The 20,327-nt window shown below is 53.1% G+C and carries 15 protein-coding genes; all 15 read right to left on the minus strand.

The genetic code is table 11. The features are described from left to right. Positions 1-3 precede the first annotated feature (3 nt). Positions 4-975 carry a capsular polysaccharide export protein, LipB/KpsS family gene (locus HUK68_RS19110; protein ID WP_244146213.1) on the minus strand — a complete coding sequence of 324 codons (972 nt, stop codon included), beginning with the start codon at positions 973-975 and terminating at the stop codon, positions 4-6. Between the two features lie 58 nt (positions 976-1,033). After that, positions 1,034-2,203, minus strand: a complete 1,170-nt coding sequence (locus HUK68_RS19115; RefSeq protein ID WP_175505636.1) for a glycosyltransferase family 4 protein — start codon at positions 2,201-2,203, stop codon at positions 1,034-1,036. A 35-nt stretch (positions 2,204-2,238) separates the two neighbouring features. Further along, entirely contained in the window at positions 2,239-3,450 is a 1,212-nt protein-coding gene (locus HUK68_RS19120) for a polysaccharide biosynthesis/export family protein (RefSeq protein ID WP_434082469.1), read from the minus strand. A 27-nt stretch (positions 3,451-3,477) separates the two neighbouring features. Further along, a complete protein-coding gene (locus HUK68_RS19125; RefSeq protein WP_175505902.1) occupies positions 3,478-4,605 on the minus strand; it encodes a glycosyltransferase family 4 protein in 1,128 nt (375 codons plus the stop codon). A gap of 9 nt (positions 4,606-4,614) precedes the next feature. Further along, positions 4,615-5,514 carry a GDP-mannose 4,6-dehydratase gene (locus tag HUK68_RS19130; protein WP_175505637.1) on the minus strand — a complete coding sequence of 300 codons (900 nt, stop codon included), beginning with the start codon at positions 5,512-5,514 and terminating at the stop codon, positions 4,615-4,617. 332 nt (positions 5,515-5,846) lie between these two features. Then, positions 5,847-7,382, minus strand: a complete 1,536-nt coding sequence (locus tag HUK68_RS19135) for a phosphomannomutase (protein ID WP_244146214.1) — start codon at positions 7,380-7,382, stop codon at positions 5,847-5,849. 42 nt (positions 7,383-7,424) lie between these two features. Then, positions 7,425-8,033 (minus strand): adenylyl-sulfate kinase, encoded by a 609-nt coding sequence (gene cysC / locus HUK68_RS19140; protein WP_175505638.1) that lies wholly within the window; start codon positions 8,031-8,033, stop codon positions 7,425-7,427. Continuing rightward, entirely contained in the window at positions 8,026-9,627 is a 1,602-nt protein-coding gene (locus HUK68_RS19145; protein ID WP_175505639.1) for a sulfotransferase family 2 domain-containing protein, read from the minus strand. The genes cysC and HUK68_RS19145 overlap by 8 nt, the downstream gene beginning before the upstream one ends. A gap of 21 nt (positions 9,628-9,648) precedes the next feature. Beyond that, the gene (gene gmd, locus HUK68_RS19150) at positions 9,649-10,683 is read right to left on the minus strand and encodes a GDP-mannose 4,6-dehydratase (protein WP_175505640.1); all 1,035 of its coding nucleotides are present in this window, start codon (positions 10,681-10,683) and stop codon (positions 9,649-9,651) included. A gap of 15 nt (positions 10,684-10,698) precedes the next feature. After that, a complete protein-coding gene (locus tag HUK68_RS19155) occupies positions 10,699-13,554 on the minus strand; it encodes a glycosyltransferase (protein WP_175505641.1) in 2,856 nt (951 codons plus the stop codon). A gap of 74 nt (positions 13,555-13,628) precedes the next feature. Continuing rightward, complete coding sequence (locus tag HUK68_RS19160) at positions 13,629-16,253, minus strand: FkbM family methyltransferase (RefSeq protein ID WP_175505642.1); 2,625 nt, start codon at positions 16,251-16,253, stop codon at positions 13,629-13,631. A 9-nt stretch (positions 16,254-16,262) separates the two neighbouring features. Then, positions 16,263-17,612, minus strand: coding sequence for a glycosyltransferase family 4 protein (locus HUK68_RS19165; RefSeq protein ID WP_175505643.1), 1,350 nt, complete (start codon positions 17,610-17,612; stop codon positions 16,263-16,265). Further along, positions 17,609-18,265, minus strand: a complete 657-nt coding sequence (locus HUK68_RS19170) for an ABC transporter ATP-binding protein (RefSeq protein WP_175505644.1) — start codon at positions 18,263-18,265, stop codon at positions 17,609-17,611. The genes HUK68_RS19165 and HUK68_RS19170 overlap by 4 nt, the downstream gene beginning before the upstream one ends. Next, the gene (locus tag HUK68_RS19175) at positions 18,262-19,068 is read right to left on the minus strand and encodes an ABC transporter permease (RefSeq protein WP_175505645.1); all 807 of its coding nucleotides are present in this window, start codon (positions 19,066-19,068) and stop codon (positions 18,262-18,264) included. The genes HUK68_RS19170 and HUK68_RS19175 overlap by 4 nt, the downstream gene beginning before the upstream one ends. Positions 19,069-19,078: 10 nt before the next feature. Further along, positions 19,079-20,227 carry a KpsE/RkpR family capsule polysaccharide export protein gene (locus tag HUK68_RS19180; RefSeq protein ID WP_208458705.1) on the minus strand — a complete coding sequence of 383 codons (1,149 nt, stop codon included), beginning with the start codon at positions 20,225-20,227 and terminating at the stop codon, positions 19,079-19,081. Positions 20,228-20,327: the final 100 nt, after the last annotated feature.

Consider the following 20,327-nt stretch of genomic DNA (forward strand, 5'->3'; position numbering starts at 1 on the left):
GACTCATCGAACCCCCACCACCTGCCGCAGCACCACCCGAAACAACTTGCGCCACCAGGGCAGCTTGCCGCCATCCCGTTCGCGCCACGCCACCAGTTCATCCAACGCCTGCTCCGGCTCCAGCTGGCCGCTGCCGGTGCGGCTCAGATACACCGGATAGCCAATCAACGCCCCGGCCACCAGCTCGTCCAGCGCCAGGCGCCGCGTGCGGCGCACATTGGGCAGCATGTCCTGCGTCAGGCCCCAGCCCGAATAAAAGGGCTGCCCATGGCAGGTCACGGCCTTGCCGCGCAGCAGGGCCTCGAAGCCCGCCAGCGAGGTCAGCACATGCACCCAGTCCACGGCCATCAGCAGATCGCCCATCGGCGCATGCTCGACCACCTCGTCGCACCAGCGCAGCGCCTCCTGCTCGTCCGCGCCACGCGCGCGCAGCCCGGCCAGCACATCGGGGTGCGGCTTGTAGACCAGATAGGCATCGGGGTGGGCCGCGCGCGCCGCCTGCAGCAGCGCCATGTTCGAGCGGATGCCCGGCGCGCCGTAGGCCAGCGAGGCATCGCTTTCGACCTGCCCCGGCACCAGCACCACGCTGGCCGCAGCCGCGGGCCGCTGCCAGCGCTGGCCGCCGGTGTTGTACTTGGTCAGGCCCTGGGCCACCACGCGCTCGCGCAGCCGCGCCGCGCGCTGCACCGTGGCGGCATCGAACGGCATGGTCGACAGCAGATGCTCGAGATCGGAAGGGCGCGTGGCGTCGTAGTAGATGCCGCGGCCATCGACCACCCATGACATCGGCCGGATCAGATCGACACCCAGGCCCACCGAGCGCAGGAATCCATCCTCAATCCGCAGCACGCGCACGCCTGCCGCCAACTCGCCGCCAAACGGCTTCATGCCCCAGGCGGCCAGCACCCCGCCCGCCGGCACCTCGGCCACGCTGGAAACGAACACCACGCGCGACCGCGGGAAGCACTGGCGCACGGCGGAGCGTTTCCAGGCAGAAAAATCTAGCGCATGCACGACGGGGAAGGCAAATGGCTCAGGGCTTTGCGGCAACACGCAACTGCTCCATCAACGCCTCGACCTGCTGGAAATGCGCCTGCCAGGTGGGCAGCGCCAAGCCGCCCATCTTGCGGCACTGACCGCGCCGCATCTCGCTGTGCGGCTGTGCGTATTCCACCACCAGCTGCGCCCAGCGGCGCCCGTCGAGCGGATCGGCATATTCGGGGATGTCGCCAGCGATTTCACGGAAAGCCGGCAGATCGCTGGCAATGACCGGCACGCCCAGCGCCAGGGCCTCGGCCAGCGGCATGCCGTAGCCTTCGGCAAACGTGGGAAACAGCAGCGCCTGCGAATGGCCCAGCCAGGTCGCCAGTTCGGCATCGCTGCAGCCGGCCTGCTGGAAGACAAACCCCTTGAGCACCTCGCAGCGCTCGAGCATGTCCATCACGTTGTCGCAGAGCCAGCCGCGCTGGCCCACGATCACCAGCCGCGGCGCCGCCTCGCCCAGGCGCTCGATCAGCTGGCGCCACAGCTGCAGCATCAGCCAGTGGTTCTTGCGCGGCTCGATGGTGCCCAGCATCACGAAGTAGGGCGCCTCCATCGGTCGCTGGGGCGCCGGCGCGGGCAGCTGCGCCGGCGCCAGCAGGGCGACCGCGGTGGCGGGCAGGGGCATGCCCGACGACTGGGCATAGGCCGCGAACTCGGCCAGCGTCGCCGCCGAATTGGCAATGACGCCATGGCCGGTGCGCAGCATGGTGTTCATGCGCACGCCATGGCGGCCGGTCTCGCCGGGCCGGCAGTATTCGGGATGCGACACCGGAATCAGGTCATGCACGAAATACAGCGGCTTGAGCGCCGAACGCTGCAGGAACTGCGCGTACTGCGGCTTTTCCAGGCCGTTGTGCCCGGTGTTGAAGAAAAAGCGTGGCCGCGAAAATTGCCGCCCCACGCTGCGTACAAATGCCTTGGCCACGGCGCGCCGCACCAGGGCATTGAAGCCGTGCCCCGGTTTCGGCAGCGCCGCGAAAAGCCGCTCCGAGTCCGCCTCGGACAGCTCTATCCACTGCCCGGCAAAACGCACCAGTGCCGTCGCACGGTCGCCAAAGTGGCGCACGTATTCCAGGCTCACGCGGTCCACGCCCGTGGGCAGGCGGCCTTGCATGGCCCTGTCCACCAGGCGGGTCACATCGATCAATGACTCACGCATGGAGCCACCTCCCAACTACAAAAGCAGGCAGCAAGTTACCTGGTCACGCTGATGAGGTTGGCCACCGGGTAGATGGTCGAGAAGATCACGTTGAGGAACTTCTGCAGTTCGGCTGCGGGAGCATTCGAGACATACAGCAGGTCCTTGTCCTTCATCGGAAAGCTCTGCGCCACGAAGAAAGTCGCGGGGTCACGCAGATTCATTCGGTAGATGACCGGCACCTTGCCCTCGGGCGTGGTCGCCACGGTCTTGCCCTGCAGATCCAGCGCCGCGGGCGACTCGAGGCGGAAGATGAACACGCCCTGGGCATCGGCGCGCATGTCCTGCACACCCCCCACGCGCGCCAGCGCCTGCGCCAGCGAAATGCCTTGCGCCTCGAAGTTCAGTTCTTCGTTCTTGCCGGTGGCACCCAGTGCGGTGAAGCTCAAGGGCTGGAACAGCGAAGTCACGACATCGCCGGGCTGCAGCACGATGTTCTGGCGCGGGTCGCGGATGATGGTGTCCAGCGGCAGGGCCTGCACCTGGGTGCCGCGTGTCAGCTGCAGCGTCATCTTGTTGACCGGCTGGCGCGTGCCGCCGGCCGCGGCCAACGCGTCGAGCAGCCGTTCGCCACGCGCCGTCAGCGGCATGCGCGTGCTGTTGGCGACTTCGCCCACCACCGTGACATTGGCAGTGTTGTTGCGGATCATGCGCACCAGCACCTGCGGCTGGTTGGCCTTGCCCTTGAGGCGCTGGATGATCTCGGTCTCGATCTGCTGCGGCGTCCGTCCGGCCGCCATGATCTGGCCTGCAAACGGAATATTGACGCTGCCGTTGCTGTTGACCATCTGCTCGGGCAGGGCCGTGACACGTGTCGTCGAAGGGCCGCCTCGCGGGTCGATCGCACCGCTGCCAAACAGCGCCGCGGGCGGTGCTTCCCACACAGAGACTTCGATCACGTCGCCCGCGCCAATCACATAGCCGGATTGCGCCGTGGCATCAAAGACTTCCGAGAACAGGCTTTGCCGCTGGCTGGCCAGCACGCGGCGTGCGACCGTGTCATTGACTTCGACGATCTGGATGCCCATGTCTTCGGGGTTTGCCACCGCCTCTTCGACCTGTTTTGTACTGGGACCGGAGGTGGGCAGCCAGGTGGGCGCTGTGGAGCAGGCGCTCAACACGGCCACCGCGCCTGACGCAATCAGCATGCGCAAGGTCGTGGAGCGCGCCGTGGAAGCGGCAGGTTTTGCATTCATATGTTCAGTCATCATGTTTATCACTTGCTTCGCTGGTGGTCAGCTGCTCTTGCCAGCCACCTGCCGATAGACATCAATTGTCCGATCGACACAGCGGCTCCACGTAAAATTCCGCGCCTTTGCCAAGCCTGTTTCCCTGGCAGCGGCACGCCAGCCCTCATCACACAGACTGGCATGAATGCCCAGGCTCAACGCATCGATATCATCCGAATCGACCAGCCGCGCCGCGCCCTGCGTCACCTCGGGAAGTGAAGTGAAGATGGAAGTCACCACTGGCACGCCCGAGGCCATGGCTTCAAGCACCGGCAGGCCGAAACCTTCATAGATCGACGGGTAGACAAATGCCTGGGCACCTGCATACAGCGCGGGCAGATCGGCCTCAGGCACGAAGCCCAGATAGCGCAGCCAGCCTTGCGCCGCCAAACGTTCGATTGTCGCGTGTAACCCATCACTGAGCCAGCCCGCGCCGCCCACCAGCACCAAGGGGTATTGTTCACGCACTGCCGCGGGCAGGCTTTCATAGGCCTGCAGCAGGTTGGCAATCTTCTTGCGTGGCTCTAGTGTGGACACACACAAGGCATAGCGTTTGAAGCCCAGGCCGTAGCGCGACAGGCATGGCTCGAGCTCAACTTCCGAGGCTGGCGCGAACTGAGGCGACACCCCCAGATGCACTGCGGTAATCTTTTCCGCGGGCCAGCCCAGAAATTCCATGACTTCGCGCCGCGTCGCCTCGGAATCTGTGATCAGATGACTTGCACGCGCCATCGACGCCTTGAAATCGCGCTCGAAGTGCCGGATGCGTTCGATGGGATGCGTTTCGGGATATTTGAATACCGACAGGTCATGCACGGTGGCCACGCCCGCCTCGGCGCAGGCCGGCAGGAAGAAGTTCGGACCGTGGAACAACCGGTCACGGCAAATGGCAGAGTTGCGCCAGTCGCGCAGCCAGCGCGGAGGCTTGACGCTGACCAAGGGCTTCTTCTTTGTCGATGCCGATGCAGGCGTCTTGAGCAGGCGTGCCGGCTCGTCTATCCAGCGCCCTCCGTGGTAAAACCGCATCTCCTGCAATTGGCCTTTCATGGGAAGCCTCTGCGCCAACTCCCAGGTATAGCGCCCGATCCCTGTGAGGTGGGGGGACAGGGCCTCCACCGACAAGACCAACTTCAAATCCACGCCTCACGCCTCCAGCATCCAGCGCAAGGTATCGCGCAATGCAATCTCCGGCACTTCGCCCACCACCGCGTCCAGCTTCGCGCGGCTGCCCACCAGTGTCTTCACTTCGTTCTGGCGCACGAACGCCGGGTTCACGCGCACCTCGAAGTCATGTCCCGAGATCTCGCGTGCCATGTTCAGCACATCATTCAACGACCATGCCTGGCCTGAGCACACGTTGAAAGTCTGGCCGACGGCAGCCGGCGCTTCAAGCAGGCGGCGGTACGATTGAACGACGTTGCGCACGTCGGAAAAATCGCGCTCCACATCGATGTTGCCCAACTCGATCAGCGGAGCGCGGCGGCGTACATGGCTGATGATCTTGGGAATCAGGAAATTGTCGGCCTGGCCCACGCCGGTGTAGTTGAACGGCCGCACCGTGATCAGCGGGAGGCGATCGGCGTAAAGACGTGCCGCATATTCCATGGCCAGCTTGCTGACGGCATAGTCATTGGCAGGCGCGGGCGGGGTGTTCTCATCGAGCACGCCACCCACGGAGTTGCCATAGACATTCGCACTGCTGGCAAGCAGCACTGCATCGAGGGGAGCGTTGGACTGGGCCAGGACTTCCAGCAGGTTGCGCGTGCCCACCAGGTTGGTGCGGTAAATGGCTTCCACATCGCCATGCGCGACGAATGCAATGGCTGCCAGATGCACCACTTTATGCGGCTGCACTTCCTGTACCACTTTCGCCAGGCTGGCAGCATCCGACAGATCGGCCGCATGCAGCGCGCTTACGCCTTCGACATTCCCAGCCGCGGCATTGCGCACCAATCCATGCACTTCATAGCCTGCGCGCTGCAGTTCCACGGCCAGGTAGCGGCCGGTAAATCCGTCCGCGCCGGTCACCAAAATCTTCTTCATCAATGTGCCTCTTGCTGTGTAGTGCATGGAATCAGGCTCGGCGCCTTGGCGGCATCTAAACCCGGCCCTCTGTTCCAACTTCTGTTGTGAGTGGAAGCGTTGGAGAAAAACGTACTGTCAAAACCAACCAGAGCACATTCTTCGATATTCAGCGCGACAATCGTTCGTCCTGAGCTTGTCGAAGGATGAACGGCCAGTTCAATCGTCCGCCGAAATTATTTCCTGGAATGACCAGTTGCTCCCAAGACTCCCCTGGATGCTCATAGCACTGCGTGCGGCATTGTGCCGGCAACCCACGCGGTCCACAGGTAACAAGCACGCAACAGATGCAGTCATGCGGGCCGCCAGCCCGCCAGGACACTCAGCGCCGCAGCGTTGATCTGCGCGGCCCGCGCTGCGGTAGACGCCTCGGTATAGCAACGCAGCTCAGGCGCGTTCCCCGAAGGACGCAGATGAATCACTTCCTCATTGGCAAAGGTTGCGCGCAGCCCATCGGTGGCATCCAGTCCGATCACGGTACCCGATACCTCGCCAAACACCTGCTCGAATGCCTGGCGCTGCTCGGCCTCGTTACCCGATTGCAGTGCAGCCAAGCGTTCCTGGCTCAATGCCGTAGGGAAATTTTGGATACGGTCGCTGCAGGTGAAACGGGGGGGCAGGGCAGCGAGCAATGCCGATACCGGGCAGGCCTTGGCCCGCGCGCTGGCCAGCACCGCCAGCATCGGCAGCACCGCATCGCGCGTGGGCAGCGGTGCGAGCTCCCGGCCTGCCGCCTGCATGGGACTCATCAGCAGGAAGCCGCCATTGGCCTCATAGCCGCAAACCCCCTGCCGGCCTTGCTTCAGCGCCGATTCCATGGCCTCGATCACATAGGGCGACCCAATGCGCGTGCGCGCCGTGTGCGCAAACCAGCCGGACTTTTCCAGCGCGGTATTGCTGCTGACCGGCGTCGCCACGCATTGCGCGTTCAGATAGTGGGCGCAGAGGATGCCCAGCACATCGCCGCGCAGCCATTCGCCATGCTCGTCGGCGATCAGGGGGCGGTCGGAGTCGCCATCCGTCGAAAGAATGGCATCCAGCTTGTGCTCGGCAGCCCATTGGCGCGCCAGCGCTACGTCTTCCGGGCGCACCGCTTCGGTGTCTACAGGAATGAAGGTGGCCGAGCGGCCCAGCACCTTGACCTCGGCACCCAGCGCTTCGCACAGCGCCACCAGAATGTCGCGCCCCACCGCCGAGTGCTGGTACACCCCCACGCGCATGCCGCTCAACGAACCGGCGCCAAAGAAGTCCACATAGCGCTGGATATAGGCGCCGGTCACATCCACAGCCTCTGGCAGTGCCTTGGGCTGGCGCAGCGCGCCAGCCTCGTCGAAATCGCCTGTACGCAGGTCGATCTGCTGGGCCTTCATGCCCGCTTCATCGGGCTTCAAAACTTCGCCCGCAACGCGATTGAATTTGATGCCGTTGCGGTCGTCGGGAATATGGCTGCCCGTCACCATCAGCGACGGGATCTTCAGCGAAAAGGCGTGAAGCGCCAGAGCCGGAGAAGGTACAAAACCACAGAACACAGCGATGCCACCCTGCGCTTCGATTGCGGCTGCGCAAGCCGCCAGAATGCGAGGCGTACTGGGGCGCAGGTCACCAGCGAGAGCCACCGATTTGCCGGGAGCGAACTCGCCCAGACTCGTCATGTGCTGCAAGAAGCCAGCCGTGTAGGCAAAGCAGACCGCATCGGTCATGGCCACTACCGGGCCGCGGGCACCACTGGTGCCGAATGCCACGCCGCTTTGAACCATCAAATCACTGATGTTGACGGATTGCGTGGAGAGGTGTGAGCTTACTGCAATGGTTGACATCGTGTTGTTCATATGAATTTCAAGTCAACGAATATATTTTTCACAAAGAGAATGCTATATATTTTCAACAATGCCACGCGATTTCAATAATTGAAGCACTTTATCAACGCATTCTTCTATCGAAGAGCTATAAGTGTCGACAAGAAGGTCTGGAGCATCTGGCTTTTCGTAAGGAGAAGAAATGCCAGTGAAATTTTTTATTTCACCGAGCCGTGCTTTTTTGTAGAGCCCCTTGACATCTCTTTTTTCACAAATTTCTAAAGGGCAATTGCAGAAGATTTCAAGATAATCACCATGAGGCAAGATTGAGCGCACACGCTCACGATCGGACCGAAAAGGTGAAATGAAAGCTGTGAGCGTGATAACACCAGCCTCTAAGAATAATTTCGCTGTTTCGCCTACGCGTCGAATGTTTTCAATGCGATCTTTTTCCGAAAAGCCCAGGTCACCACATAGGCCATGACGGACATTGTCTCCATCCAGCACGAACGTCCTTCTTGCTGCAATATGCAAGCGTTCCTCAACAGCATGGGCTAACGTCGACTTGCCGGAACCCGAAAGACCGGTGAACCATATCAAGGCGCTTCTATGTGAGTTCAGTTCTTCTCGCCGTCTGCGGCTAACCGTGGCTTGGTGCCACAACACGTCGGTGGATTTAAGCATTGGGTTCTTTGATCTCAATAGTATGCTGTGCAGCTGAAAAACCATTTTCCTCAAACCAGGCAACTGATTCTTGAACAAGTGTCAGCACCAAGATGAATGAACCTGTTTCATTGGGGGCCTCGACTCTTAGCTCTCCAGTTCGAACTGTGTTGGGCTTAAATCCACCATCCGGAATTGCGCTACGCAAGCCATTAGAAAGAAATATCTCTCCATTCGATTTCAACCAATGGTATGAAAAACTAATTGGAAGATAAGTGTCTCCTTGCCAGATGCAGTCACTGGAGTTTGATACCTCTACTTTGATGCATGTTGACTCGCCAGCTGTAAGTTGTTCTGGAGGATTTATGGCTCGGAGGAAACCAGCATGGTTGGAAACAATGGTAGGTACCAATGCGTTCTTGGTTTTTGCTACGCTGAGGGCGGCAGGAAGATAGGAATGACCGCTGAACATGTTGTCTTTGGGATGCACTACATCAAAACCGTAAAGTACATCCTGCCAGAAAACATCTTTTAATCCTTGAGGCAGTCTTTCAGAAAATGAAAGACCCGCAGTATACTTTCCAATCGGAAGATCCGCTATGACATAATGGCTAATTCGATAGTATCCAGCACCCATCAATGGATAGCTGTGACCTAGTGCCGTGCTGGTGGTTTCGAAAGCCTTATTTCCGACGGAATCAAAAATGTGAATGCCAATTTCGAAGTTTGTCATCTCCCTGTTCAAGGAGATGTCAATGTCGAAGGTCATCAGTTGACCTGGTGTGAATTCACCGCCTTCTCGTACTGTTGCTGATGATATTCTCAGGTCGACTGTCGAAGTGTTGCGATAGTGTTTTCTCTCATGCTTGGTTAACTGGTATTTAATGAGAGATTCATTCTGAGGTGGCTCCTCTACGTCAGGGGAATTCTTCCAGGCCACTACCATTTCAAAAAGACGAATATCAAGGCGATTGAGGGCGACAATTCTCTCACGCATATCAGACGAAAGTTCATTCATCTGAGGCCGTTGCTTTGTGATGTTAACGCCTTTTAATTTTTCAGGAGCTGAGACTCCGATCAACGTGGCGGTGTCTGAAAGAAATCCTGGAATATTATCGTAAAGGCCGACAACATCATATTGTTTTATGACGGAAAAAGCATGTTCTATCTTCTTTTCGTCGCTCTCATCTGATATTCCTCCAATACGAGAGAAATGCTCTACATATCCATTGCTGATGCGTGGATTCAGCGAAATATCTCCATTGTTAATAAACTCCAAGCAGGCTTTCCTCAAGAAAGGCAGTTGTGCATCTGTATGGTTATTAACAACGAAATATAGCCAGGATACTATTCTATCGATAGGGTCGCGAAATAGCGTGATATATTGATAACGAGGATCCAGAGTCTCGCCATATTGAAAATGGACATGCGCGCTGATTACTGAGTATGCTCCCCCATAATTTCTTATAAGGTCTGAGTGTTCACCAATCAAGTTAGGTGTCACGCATCCTGTTCCTAGCTCAGAAATCAGCCAAGCGTTAATTGCTTGTCCTGCCGTTTTCGGGAGATGATCAAATATCAGTCGACCCGAATAGGCCTTTTTACGGAACGTCATGTCGTCAGCAATAATTTTCGTTTAGAAGGAAAAGCCTGCTTGGTTTCGGCGAAGGTCGGCTTCCACCATCATCTGGCACAACTGTTCCAGCGTAGTCGCTGGCTCCCATCCGAGCTTCGCCTTGGCTCGCTCAGGGTTGCCGATCAGCAGTTCTACCTCTGCAGGACGGTAAAACTTAGGGTTGATGCGCATCACCGTCTTGCCAGTAGCTGTGTCGATGGCGGTTTCGCCTTCGGCTTGGCCCTTGAATTCGACGTGAATGCCGGCACCCTTGAATGCCATCTGTACGAAGTCGCGAACGGTTTCGGTGCGATTCGTAGCAAGCACGAAAGTATCGGGTTCATCTGCCTGCAGCATGCGCCACATGCCTTCCACGTATTCCTTCGCAAAGCCCCAGTCGCGCTTCGCATCAAGGTTGCCTAGTTCCAAGCAGTCCAATTGACCCAACTTGATCTTGGCAACGCTGTCAGTAATCTTGCGCGTCACAAATTCGCGGCCACGCAATGGGCTTTCGTGATTGAACAGAATGCCGCTGCTGCCGAAGATGCCATAGCTCTCACGGTAGTTCACGGTCATCCAGTGCGCATACAGTTTGGCAACGCCGTAGGGGCTGCGCGGATAGAAGGGCGTAGCTTCGATCTGTGGAATAGCCTGCACTTTGCCAAACATCTCGGAGGTGCTGGCTTGATAGAAGCGAACCTTGGGATTGACGATGCGGATAGCTTCCAACAGGTTCACCGGACCGATGCCAGTGATTTCAGCAGTAGTGAGAGGCTGTTCGAAGGATACGCCGACAAAGCTCTGTGCTGCGAGGTTGTATACCTCGGTGGCACCAGTGGTTTGAAGCAGGCGAATGCTCGCCGAAAGATCGGTCAGATCATATTCGACCAAATACAGATTTGGATTTTTTTCAATTCCAAGCTCTTCAATGCGCCAGAAATTGACTGAACTGGTGCGGCGATATGTGCCGTAAACCTTATATCCCTTGCCAAGTAAAAGTTCGGCAAGGTAGGCGCCGTCTTGACCAGTAATTCCAGTAATGATTGCTGTTTTCATAATTTTTTCGGTTGATTAGGAAATTCGACGATTGGCGCTTATCACGATTTTGTCAAGTGCAATGTTGATCTGACCGCCTGTGATAATCTGGATTTCGAAATTGATGATGGGCTTATCTATTGAAAAATTGATTTCTTTCAATGTGGAACCTGATCTTGGAACGGAAATATATTCAATGCTATGTGATCCATCAGTATGCTTTAAAAAAACATCCATTACATCCGCACTATTCGTGTCGCTGCAGTTGCCTGTGATCTTTAGATTATAACTGTTGGATGCCAAACCGATGTATGGGCCAAAGAGTAGAACACCTTCGCGACCATCGGTTGCGACTGTATTCCCAATGCGAGTTCCTACTACACTACGGAAACTTTTATCGATCGCATCGAATGTTAATTTTATTCCATAAAACTCGTTGATTTCCCGAAATGATCCAATCAGGAAGTTAATTTGTTTGGACAAGTTCTTGTAATCATGCGAGTCCAACCATAGCTGACGCCTGATAATCGACTTCTTCAATGTGGCATCACCAGTCTTCACGATGTTTTCCACATTTGTTAGAGCCGCTGCAATGTCCTCGATGGAAGTGGATTTTGCTTTTATCACCAAGTCATCGATGTCACGGAAGATGTTCAGCGGCGTGACAAGTACCAGCTTTTTAGAAGCCAGTCCCAGCCTGATGGCACCACTAGCCGACTCTCCGGTTTCCTGATATGGATAAACAACGACGTCTGATTTGGAAAGATAACCTAGGCTCTCCTCGTCCGATAAGAAGTCGGAGATAAAAGTCACTTGGTCTTGGATTTTCAACTCAGCCGCTAGTCTCTTGCCCTCGTCAATTAATTCGCGAGAAATGGGTGCAGGATATTCGGCATTAACAAGAAGAAGTTTCTTCTTGATGTCTCCTTTTGAGAACAAGGCAAATGCTTTTATCAGCTCAAAAAGACCTTTGTGAGGAAGGAAGAATCCATACGATGCGACTACGAATTCATCTTCCGCCTTGTCGTACTTGACTTCCAGCGGCTTTGGCCTGTTCACACCGTGCTGAAGTATCTGAACGTTCTGTGCAATGCCGATTTTTGCCAAGCGTGAGACGTCATTCTCGGAGTGGACCAACACTGCCGCGCACAACTTAAATGCGCCGCTCAAATCGGAAAGTTTCTTGTCCAGGATATGCGGCGGCGGATCTATTGTCGAGTGTAGTTCGACAAAGCACAATATATCTTTCGATGCTAATTTCTTGATCAGATTGCTGAGATCATTAAAATTGAAAAATCCGTAGTTAAATTGTATTAATATGGCTGTGAGATTTTTTTCTTCGATGCATTGTTCCAATTTTGAAAAGTTGTCCTTTTCGCCAACTTCCCAGCACCTGGATACAAAATCTTCGTCATCTTCAGTCAAAGCATCGGCATACGGCGCAAGCACCGTATAGCTTGACGGATAGTCTCGCATCAAATATTTGGAATATGTTGCAATGCCGCATTTCGTATTCCAAGTGGTGATGATTCCGACTTTTTCTTTGCCAAAAGGCATTTCCTGCGAATTATCAACTGCTGTGTAAGCTTTTGCTAAGTATTCATTCACAGCGATCGCCGAAGATATTTCAGCCAAGCAGCTTTCTGGTGCTGTTTTGGATTCTGGTATATCGGAGATTTTTTTGATTAAATTCGCTCTATCAAAAATTGAATCGTCGATGGCCAAGCTCCTGCCCGACACCGTCTGAGCATGCTTCGCTTCCATGGCTGCGATAGCTTTTATTGCCGACTTGTTCCAGCTAAAACGCTTGGAGTGCTTCAACGCGTGGCTGCAGAGCAAGTCATACAGTTCCTGGCTTGTAAGAACTTCTTTGATTTTTGCAGCGATCGAAGCCGGTGACGTTGGATCAAACAGAGCGTCTGGGTGCCCAACTACTTCTGGAATGCTAGTGCTGTTGGAGCCGATCGCTGGCTTACCACACGACATTGCCTCTAGTATTGGCAGGCCAAAGCCTTCAAACAACGACGGGAAAACAAATAGATCGCATAGGTTGTACAGACTCAGCAAATCCTGATCTGCAATATGGCCCACAAAATTGACCTCGCCTGTGGACAAGCCGCAGCTGGAGGCGTAATCTTCCAGTTCCTTGTAAATCGCTGGCCATCCATTGCCTGCAATTACCAGTTCGTATTGGCTTCTAATTTCTTTGGGAAGCAGAGAAAAAGCTTCAATCAGTGCACGATGGTTTTTTCTCTGGTCAAAACTTCCAATGTACATTAAAAATTTCTTCTTAATGTTCATTTTGCTCAAGAAAGCTGATTTTTCGGCGGGAGAAATATCAATTGGTTTGAATTCATCGCCAATTGCCGAAGATATGTTGATGACACGCTCAGGCTGAAGACCCAGTACTTCCAATCCCTCGTCGCGAGAAAACTCGGAAATTGCCAGCAATACTTCTGCTTTGCAAAGATTTTCGAGTTTCCGCATGTAGTGATTTTTCGTTTCATCACTTACTAGGTACTTGTCTTTCTGGACAAGAGGAATCAGATCATATAATATGACGGCAGTATTATGCGGATTGCCTTCGTTTTCGACAGATAATACGGAGTCATCGCCCAAGCCTTCAAATAAGCTGGTGATTAAAACGAAATCTGGCTTGAGTGCTGATATAAAAGCTTGTCGGCAGAGTTCCCCAGATTTTGTTCTGAAGATATCTTTTGAGTTAAGTTCGTTGGTTCTGCTTATGGATTCAAAAGTAATTATCCGGTTTTGAGGTAATAAATCGGATAGGTCGTCTCGAATGGCCTTGACCGTGGCAGGTATTTGATTATTTAAAAGAATCCAGATTTCATGCGCGGTTCCTTCTTCAATGATGGCCTTTGTAAGGTTCATTGAGTACCTTCCGATTCCGCCAAGACGGCTGCCGGACTGGCAACTTTGCAAATCTATTAATATTTTCATAGTCGTCAAAAATTTTTGTAAGTGATCGATTTGCTCAATTCCGAAAAAACTTCGGAAACGTGAAGCGACGGAATAATTTTGTCTTTTATTGCTGTTTGCTTGGCTGGTATTTGCCTGGATGTTTCCTGAAATTTTTTATTCAAATCAAATTTCTCATTCAAGTCTTGAAGAATTGTTTTGTGCAGACTGATTTTTTGATCAATGCTATCAAATCTATGGATTAACTGTTCGTTATATCTGTAGAGTTGGTTTTCGACTTGTCGAAGTTTTACATCGGAGGATGAGAAACCTTCGGATCCCGTAAAATAGATGTATATTTTTCCAAAGATTGGTAGCTTGCTCAACTTCAATCGATGCAAAGCTTCTTCCAGTTGTGGAATAGTTTGCTTGGTGGCGCGCCGTTCGTAAGAGTTGAATATTTGTGCAATGATCTCCATTTTGGAGGCGCCTTTGCGCAATCTTGACAAATAGTAATTAAGCCCGTCAGCATCCGGTTCGCGAAGCAATAGCGTCTGATAAGCACTGTAGACAAATTCTCGGTCTTGAAAAGACAAGAGATCCTCAATGGTAAGATTGATTGTTTGGTTGGACTGAGTGTTCATGTTTGCTGACGTAATTTCCATGTTTGGAATGTTTTTTGGTTTTTTCTCAGAATTTTCTTTGAATTTTTGATGGGTTTTTTTATTTTCAATTTCTGATTTTTTTTCGCTCGCTAGGGAATGGGTATTATTGTTGTTCTTCTCATTTTTAATAGAAGATGGCGAGTCATCTATTTCTCTAAGGTCCGTTGCACCAGATGCGCTCATGTTGATCGGTTCCTGTGTGTGAGAAGTTGAGCGAGCGATTGCGGAGGCCAATTTCCGCAACGGCGATGTCAGGCGCCAACTCAATGAGTTGCGCATCATGTCCAGACTGCTTTGCATCTCCAATTGGAGTCGATTTAAATCGCTTACGGCTTGTTGACCTGATTTCATCTCTTGCTGAAGCTGCGACTCCAACGCAGCAAATGCTTCTCGGGCATGAGTCAGTTCAACATTTTTATCTTGCTCCAACTCTGAGCTCGACTTTAGCTGGGCTTCAAGTTGCCCCTCAAGTTGTTGTTGAATGCGTAGAAAATTATCCCGAGCTTCCTGGAATTTGCTAATTTTGTCGGCATGCAATTTCTCATCATGCAATTTTTCTCGTTCCAGACGCAGCAATTCATTTTGGTAGAAATCTTGCCGAGCCAAGAATTCTTGCTGTTTTATAAGCAGCTGAGCAGAAAATTGTTCCTCGCGATGCAATTGATGCCGTAGCAGCCGCTCACATTCCAGTTGAGCTTTGACAATTTGCTGAACATACTCGCGCTCTTTTTCGGCATATTCACTCTGCAGTCGGCGCTCATGCTCATGATGTTGGTGTAGCTGCTCAACCGTGTCCCGAGCCGTTCTTTCCTCGAGATCCAGCATGTAAACGCCAAGATCCTGTTCACGTTTCAACTGATCGCGAAGCAATTTTTCTAGGGCAAGTACAGCATCGCTGGTTTTCTTCGAAAGCACTTGCTCACGTCGAACCTGGCTCTCCAACTGCCGCTGAAATTCCTGCTGTCCCAATATTATTTGATTGGTGACTTCTTTTTCGCGTTGTGCATGCCGCTCGTAGAATTCGCGCTCTAATTGGCCTTTGTCAAATGCCGATTCGAGCCTATCCTCAGCCATTTTTTGCAGCGTCCTCTGCAACGCTAGAGTATCCTGCTCGCGTTGCGCTTGATGACGCAATAAATCTTCTATAGTTTGTTTGGCTCGGCTGACCTGTTCTTTGTATATGCTTTCGGAATTGACGAGGCTTTTATTGAGAGTTTCAACGGCTTGTTCGGAAGAAAGCTTTTGCTCAATAATTTTGCTGAGCGATTCCTCGTTTTCTTGTTGATAACGTTTCTTGATTAGATGATGAAAGGTGGCACTGGCAGTACCGTTCAGCGAGAAACGGTCGAAAACGTTGGGTGGGTAATCAAAGGCTGAATTCAACTCAGGATGCGCGTTAGATACGTAGTATCTATTCAAACCATCGAAGTAAACAGGTGAGTAATCACGAGAGACAACAAGCTGCTCCCAGTCACCATGTGTCTGAACCTGAGTTAGAGGTAGAGTGCTTTCTATGACCAAAATCCATGGACGCGCTGCAGATGTCCCCCAGCTAGCCAACACTTGCTTCTCAAAACCTTCTACGTCTATTTTTAGCCAGTGGATTTGTTGGTCGGCGCAAATATTAAATATCTCAGAAAGAGTGACGCAGGGGACAGTAATCTCTTGGACGTCAAAACCGCTTTCACGATGTTGAGCTGCAATATTTTCATCTGCAGTAGAGATCCCGGTTTCTTGAATCTCAAAAAACCGTAGGATGGATGATTCTCCGCCCACCGCTGCTTGAATGACTGTGTCTCCGGGTCGGTTTCTTCTTAAAAGTTCAGCATAATGGGCGGTAGGTTCGACATGAATGCCTTTCCATCCATGCTCATGAAACGCGAGGCTCACTGAGTCAATTAATGGATCTTGCGCCCCAATATCTATATAAAACCCTTGTTTTATATGCCCTAGCGCGCGCCAAAGCATTACATCCTCGAAGTTCTGGGCGTAAGAAGTTATGCTCATGCGACTGGTCTAACAGGGATTAAAGGCTTGCGTGCTTGATTTCTCATCGGTGTTCTTTAGCTGTGAGCGTTCGTGTGTGGATCCTAAAGGAGGACGCAAGCCTAAGGCTTGAACAAGTTGCACTGCAGAAGTTTTCCAACTGGGAAAATTAGATTCCGATAGGTTTTCCGGGAGAAAAGATTCTTGCAACCACGACTTGTTTATCCATCGATCGATTGAAACAGCCAATTCTTGAGAGGTGGAGTTGTAGAAATAGCTAAGTTTTGGGGCTATGATTTCTCGGAAAATCGGAATATCCCGTGCAAGTACCGGTTTTTTATGCAACGCTGCTTCAATCACGGGCAGGCCGAAGCCTTCCGCGTGCGAAGCCACGAGAACTCCACAGCAATTGGCGTAAAGAAGTTCTAAATATTCATCACTTACATCTTCAAGCCAATAAAGTCGTTGATTTGACTCAGAATGACCACGCAATTTTTGTTGCAGCTCGTCGGTTCTCCAGCCTGCACGCCCAACAATTATCAGTGCCGGCCCCTCGCCGGGCTGTTGCCAGATCTTTTCAAAAGCAGCTAAAGCCTGTGCATGCCCTTTGCGTGGTTCGATGGTGCCGACCATCAAAACGCACGGCACGCTGCGCATATGCTCCAGCAATACCTGAGCATTCGCAGGAAGTCCCTTGCTCGGTGCGCTGGCTTCTATGTCTGCGCCCAGGAGAATGACGTTGGCATCAAGCGCAGTAGGCGGCAGGTCGAAGCTGGCTTTCAACCACGTATGCAATTCTGCTTTGACCGTTTGAGATATACAAATTGCGCTGTCTGCATAAACTGCAATCCACCTTAGCCAATGCCTGAAATTTCGAGTCGTGCGTGGCTGGAACCATTCAGGGTGAAGAACAGGCAAGAGATCATAGACCACTGCGTGCAAATGGACGCCTTTTCTCTTCCAGCTCAAAATTTGCTTCTGATGTCTTGGCAATAAATGAGCGGCTAAATCCAATGCCAAAAAAAGGTCGCCGCTTTGCACTTCCACCGGCCGCGACTCAGCCATTCCGACGCTGGAACACTCTAGAAAGTTAGCGGCGGCGTAATGATAGCCTTGTTGACGAGTGGCATACACTGGGCAAATGCGATAGCCTGCTGGGGGCGACTTCAGCAACTGTAAAACCAAGGCTCGCACTACACGTTGGATACCGGTGCGCGCATCATTTTTATAAATTACAGAAACATCGACCAAAAACTGTGCTTCGATTGGTTCACCGTTCACAGGCAGGCGAGAGATTTTATGGCCACTCGCTTTTCTCCGCGCTAGGCGCACGGGAAGGAATTTTATTGCGTATGCGGATATATGCAGAGCAAGACTCATTGCGCAGCGTAGCTTTGATAAAAATCAAATGCCTCATCTACATGATCAAAAGATTTGAGCTGGCCTTGAATCAAAACAGCCGCTCTGTCGCAATGTTCGCGTACGTAACCTGGATCATGTGAAACGATAATCATCGCTCGATCCTTCCGTTTTTCAAAAAGTTCCACTCGGCATTTTTCGTGAAAACGGCTGTCCCCTACAGCCACGATTTCATCAATCAGAAAGCAGTCAAACTCAACCACCATGCTGATTGCAAAGGCCAGCCGTGCTCGCATGCCTGCCGAGTAAGTCTTCACTGGCTCACGCAGATATCGGCCTAGTTCAGAGAACTCTTGTACATACGCAATCCTATCTTCCGTACTTTTGCCATATACGCGGCAGATAAAGCGTAGATTATCGAGTCCCGTAAGCGTCCCCTGGAAAGCTCCACCGAACGCCAAGGGCCAGGAAACACTCATTTCACGCCGAATGGTACCGGCGCTTGGGCGTTCTGCTCCGCTGATGAGTCGAATGATGGTTGACTTGCCCGCACCATTGCGCCCAAGTATGCCTACCTTTTCGCCAGGTTTAATTGTCAGATTAATGTCATCAAGTACAGTGACGTTGCCGTGACGTGTCGAATAGCGCTTGCTTACATGTTCGAGGTGAATCATTCTGGCATCACCTTGCGACTAATCTCGCGCAATTTAGCCATGCCCAGCAAGGTCAATACGGAGCAAAAGATAGCCATATAGCCCATGTCGTAATGCGCCTTGAACTTGGAGCCAAAATAGCCCTCGCGAAGCAGTTCCACGCCATGTACCATTGGCAGATACAACACCAATTCTTGCGCGGCTGTAGGTAGTGCATCCACCATGTATGCGGCACCTGAGAGAGGGAAAAGTAAATACGAGAACGGATGCCAAAGTTTATCTACGACTTCGGACTGTTCTGCCAAAGCTCCCATGAAAATAGCCAGTGAAAAGCCGAACCAGCCCAGCATTAACCATGCGAACATTACTTTACCTATATCTTCGGGTGGACTGATCCACCCTATTAACGTAAAGAAGAGGCCCAATACCATGAAAGAAATCGTGGCCCCTGCAGCTTCCAGCAAGATGCGAGCGGCGAAAATATCCATGACTTTGACATGGCGGTGATACATCAATGCAAGATTCGGTTCGATAGCACCGATGCACCGATTAGGCATATTCCGCCACAGCAATACGCTGGAATAGCCCGTAAGCGCAAAGGCTGCTATGGGCAAGTCGGAGACGTGCGCGGCACCCGCGAGAGTCCACAGCACGGTTACCCCTAGCGTAAACAGCATGGGCTCTACGAAAAGCCATAGAAAACCGATATTGTGGCGTCCAAAGCGGGTCAGCACTTCGCGCATCAACAGCGCGCCAATGACGCGACGTTGAATGGTCCAGGAGGCAGCCAGGGAAGATTGCGAAGGCTGGGGGGTTTCTTCCATATCGGCTCCGTCAGTCTTGATGCTCTCGCACGCCTGCCAGCAACATGCTCAGGATGCCCCATGCCACCAAGCCCAGCACAAAGGTTGCAAGGATGCTGCGAAGGCGACGCGGCTCCAGCGCAATATCAGGCAGGCTTGGCTGAGCAATGCGCTCGACATATACCTGCTTGCGCTGTGCCTCGTTGCGCGCTTGTTCGAGCGATGCCAAGGCACTGGCGAGCTGTTTGTCTGCAAACTCGCGCTCTAGCGCAAGACGCTGGAATTCGGCCGCTTTGTTTGCCAACGAACGCTCGCCGCCGGTGACCTTGGTCGTCTCGGCATCCATTTCTGCCTGGAGCGTAGCAACGCGCTTTTCCAGCGCAGAAATCTGGGGATTCTGCGGGGTGAAGGTTTTGAGTTGAGCCAGTTGTGTCTTGGTGGCAATCAATTCGTCCTGCAGTTTCGCGACTTGCTGAAGCTGTACCGTTGCCTGGCGTTCAGGATCCACTACTCCCTTGGCATTGCGGTAGGCAGAAAGCGCAAGTGCTGCGGCTTTAGACTTTTTCTCGGCAGCGGCCACTTCGGATGAAGCGGATTGAATCAGATCTTGGCGTCCCCGTTCGTTGAGCCTATTGACCAAACTTTCACTGAGCTCCAACAGCTTCTGGTTAATGTTTTGCGCGTCCTCGGCCGTATAAGCGCGCACCGTTAGTGTCGTGATCGAAGAAGCCGTATCCTGCTGAATATCTACTTTCTTTTGATAATAGCGATGCAAGGCTTCGAAGCTGGTGTCGAAATCTAATCCGCCAAAACGACTGACCCGGTCCACCGAATCACTTGCATAGGCTTTAGCCACACCCAGCGTACTGTCTATTTCCTTCAACGCATCACGCGAGAGCACATAGTCACGTACCGTATAGCTGTCATCTTGCGCACGCGAAAAGCCTGCGCCTTTGAGCAATGCACCCAAACCGGTTGCCATCGGCTTGTCCGGACTGCGCACCACGATCCGGCTTTCCGAAACGTAGACGTCGGACGCCATCAAGCCAAAGTAGAGCGTCGCCAGCACGGTGGGGACCGCCACGGTAACGAGAAAAAGCCTGTTCACACGGGAAAAGCGTTGCTTCAGGGTGCGGCTCCAGCTGCTGGAGGCCCCGGTGGGTACGGGGGTGGGGTGCATTTCCAAGAGATTTCCTAGTTGCGCGTCGACTTCGAACGCGCAAATTGTCATGTTTAAGATGCGCTGAAGGGGCGCGACATGCGGCCCCTTCGTGGATTCC

This window comes from Comamonas antarctica, from assembly GCF_013363755.1.
GTDB classification, from domain to species: Bacteria; Pseudomonadota; Gammaproteobacteria; order Burkholderiales; family Burkholderiaceae_C; genus Comamonas; species Comamonas antarctica.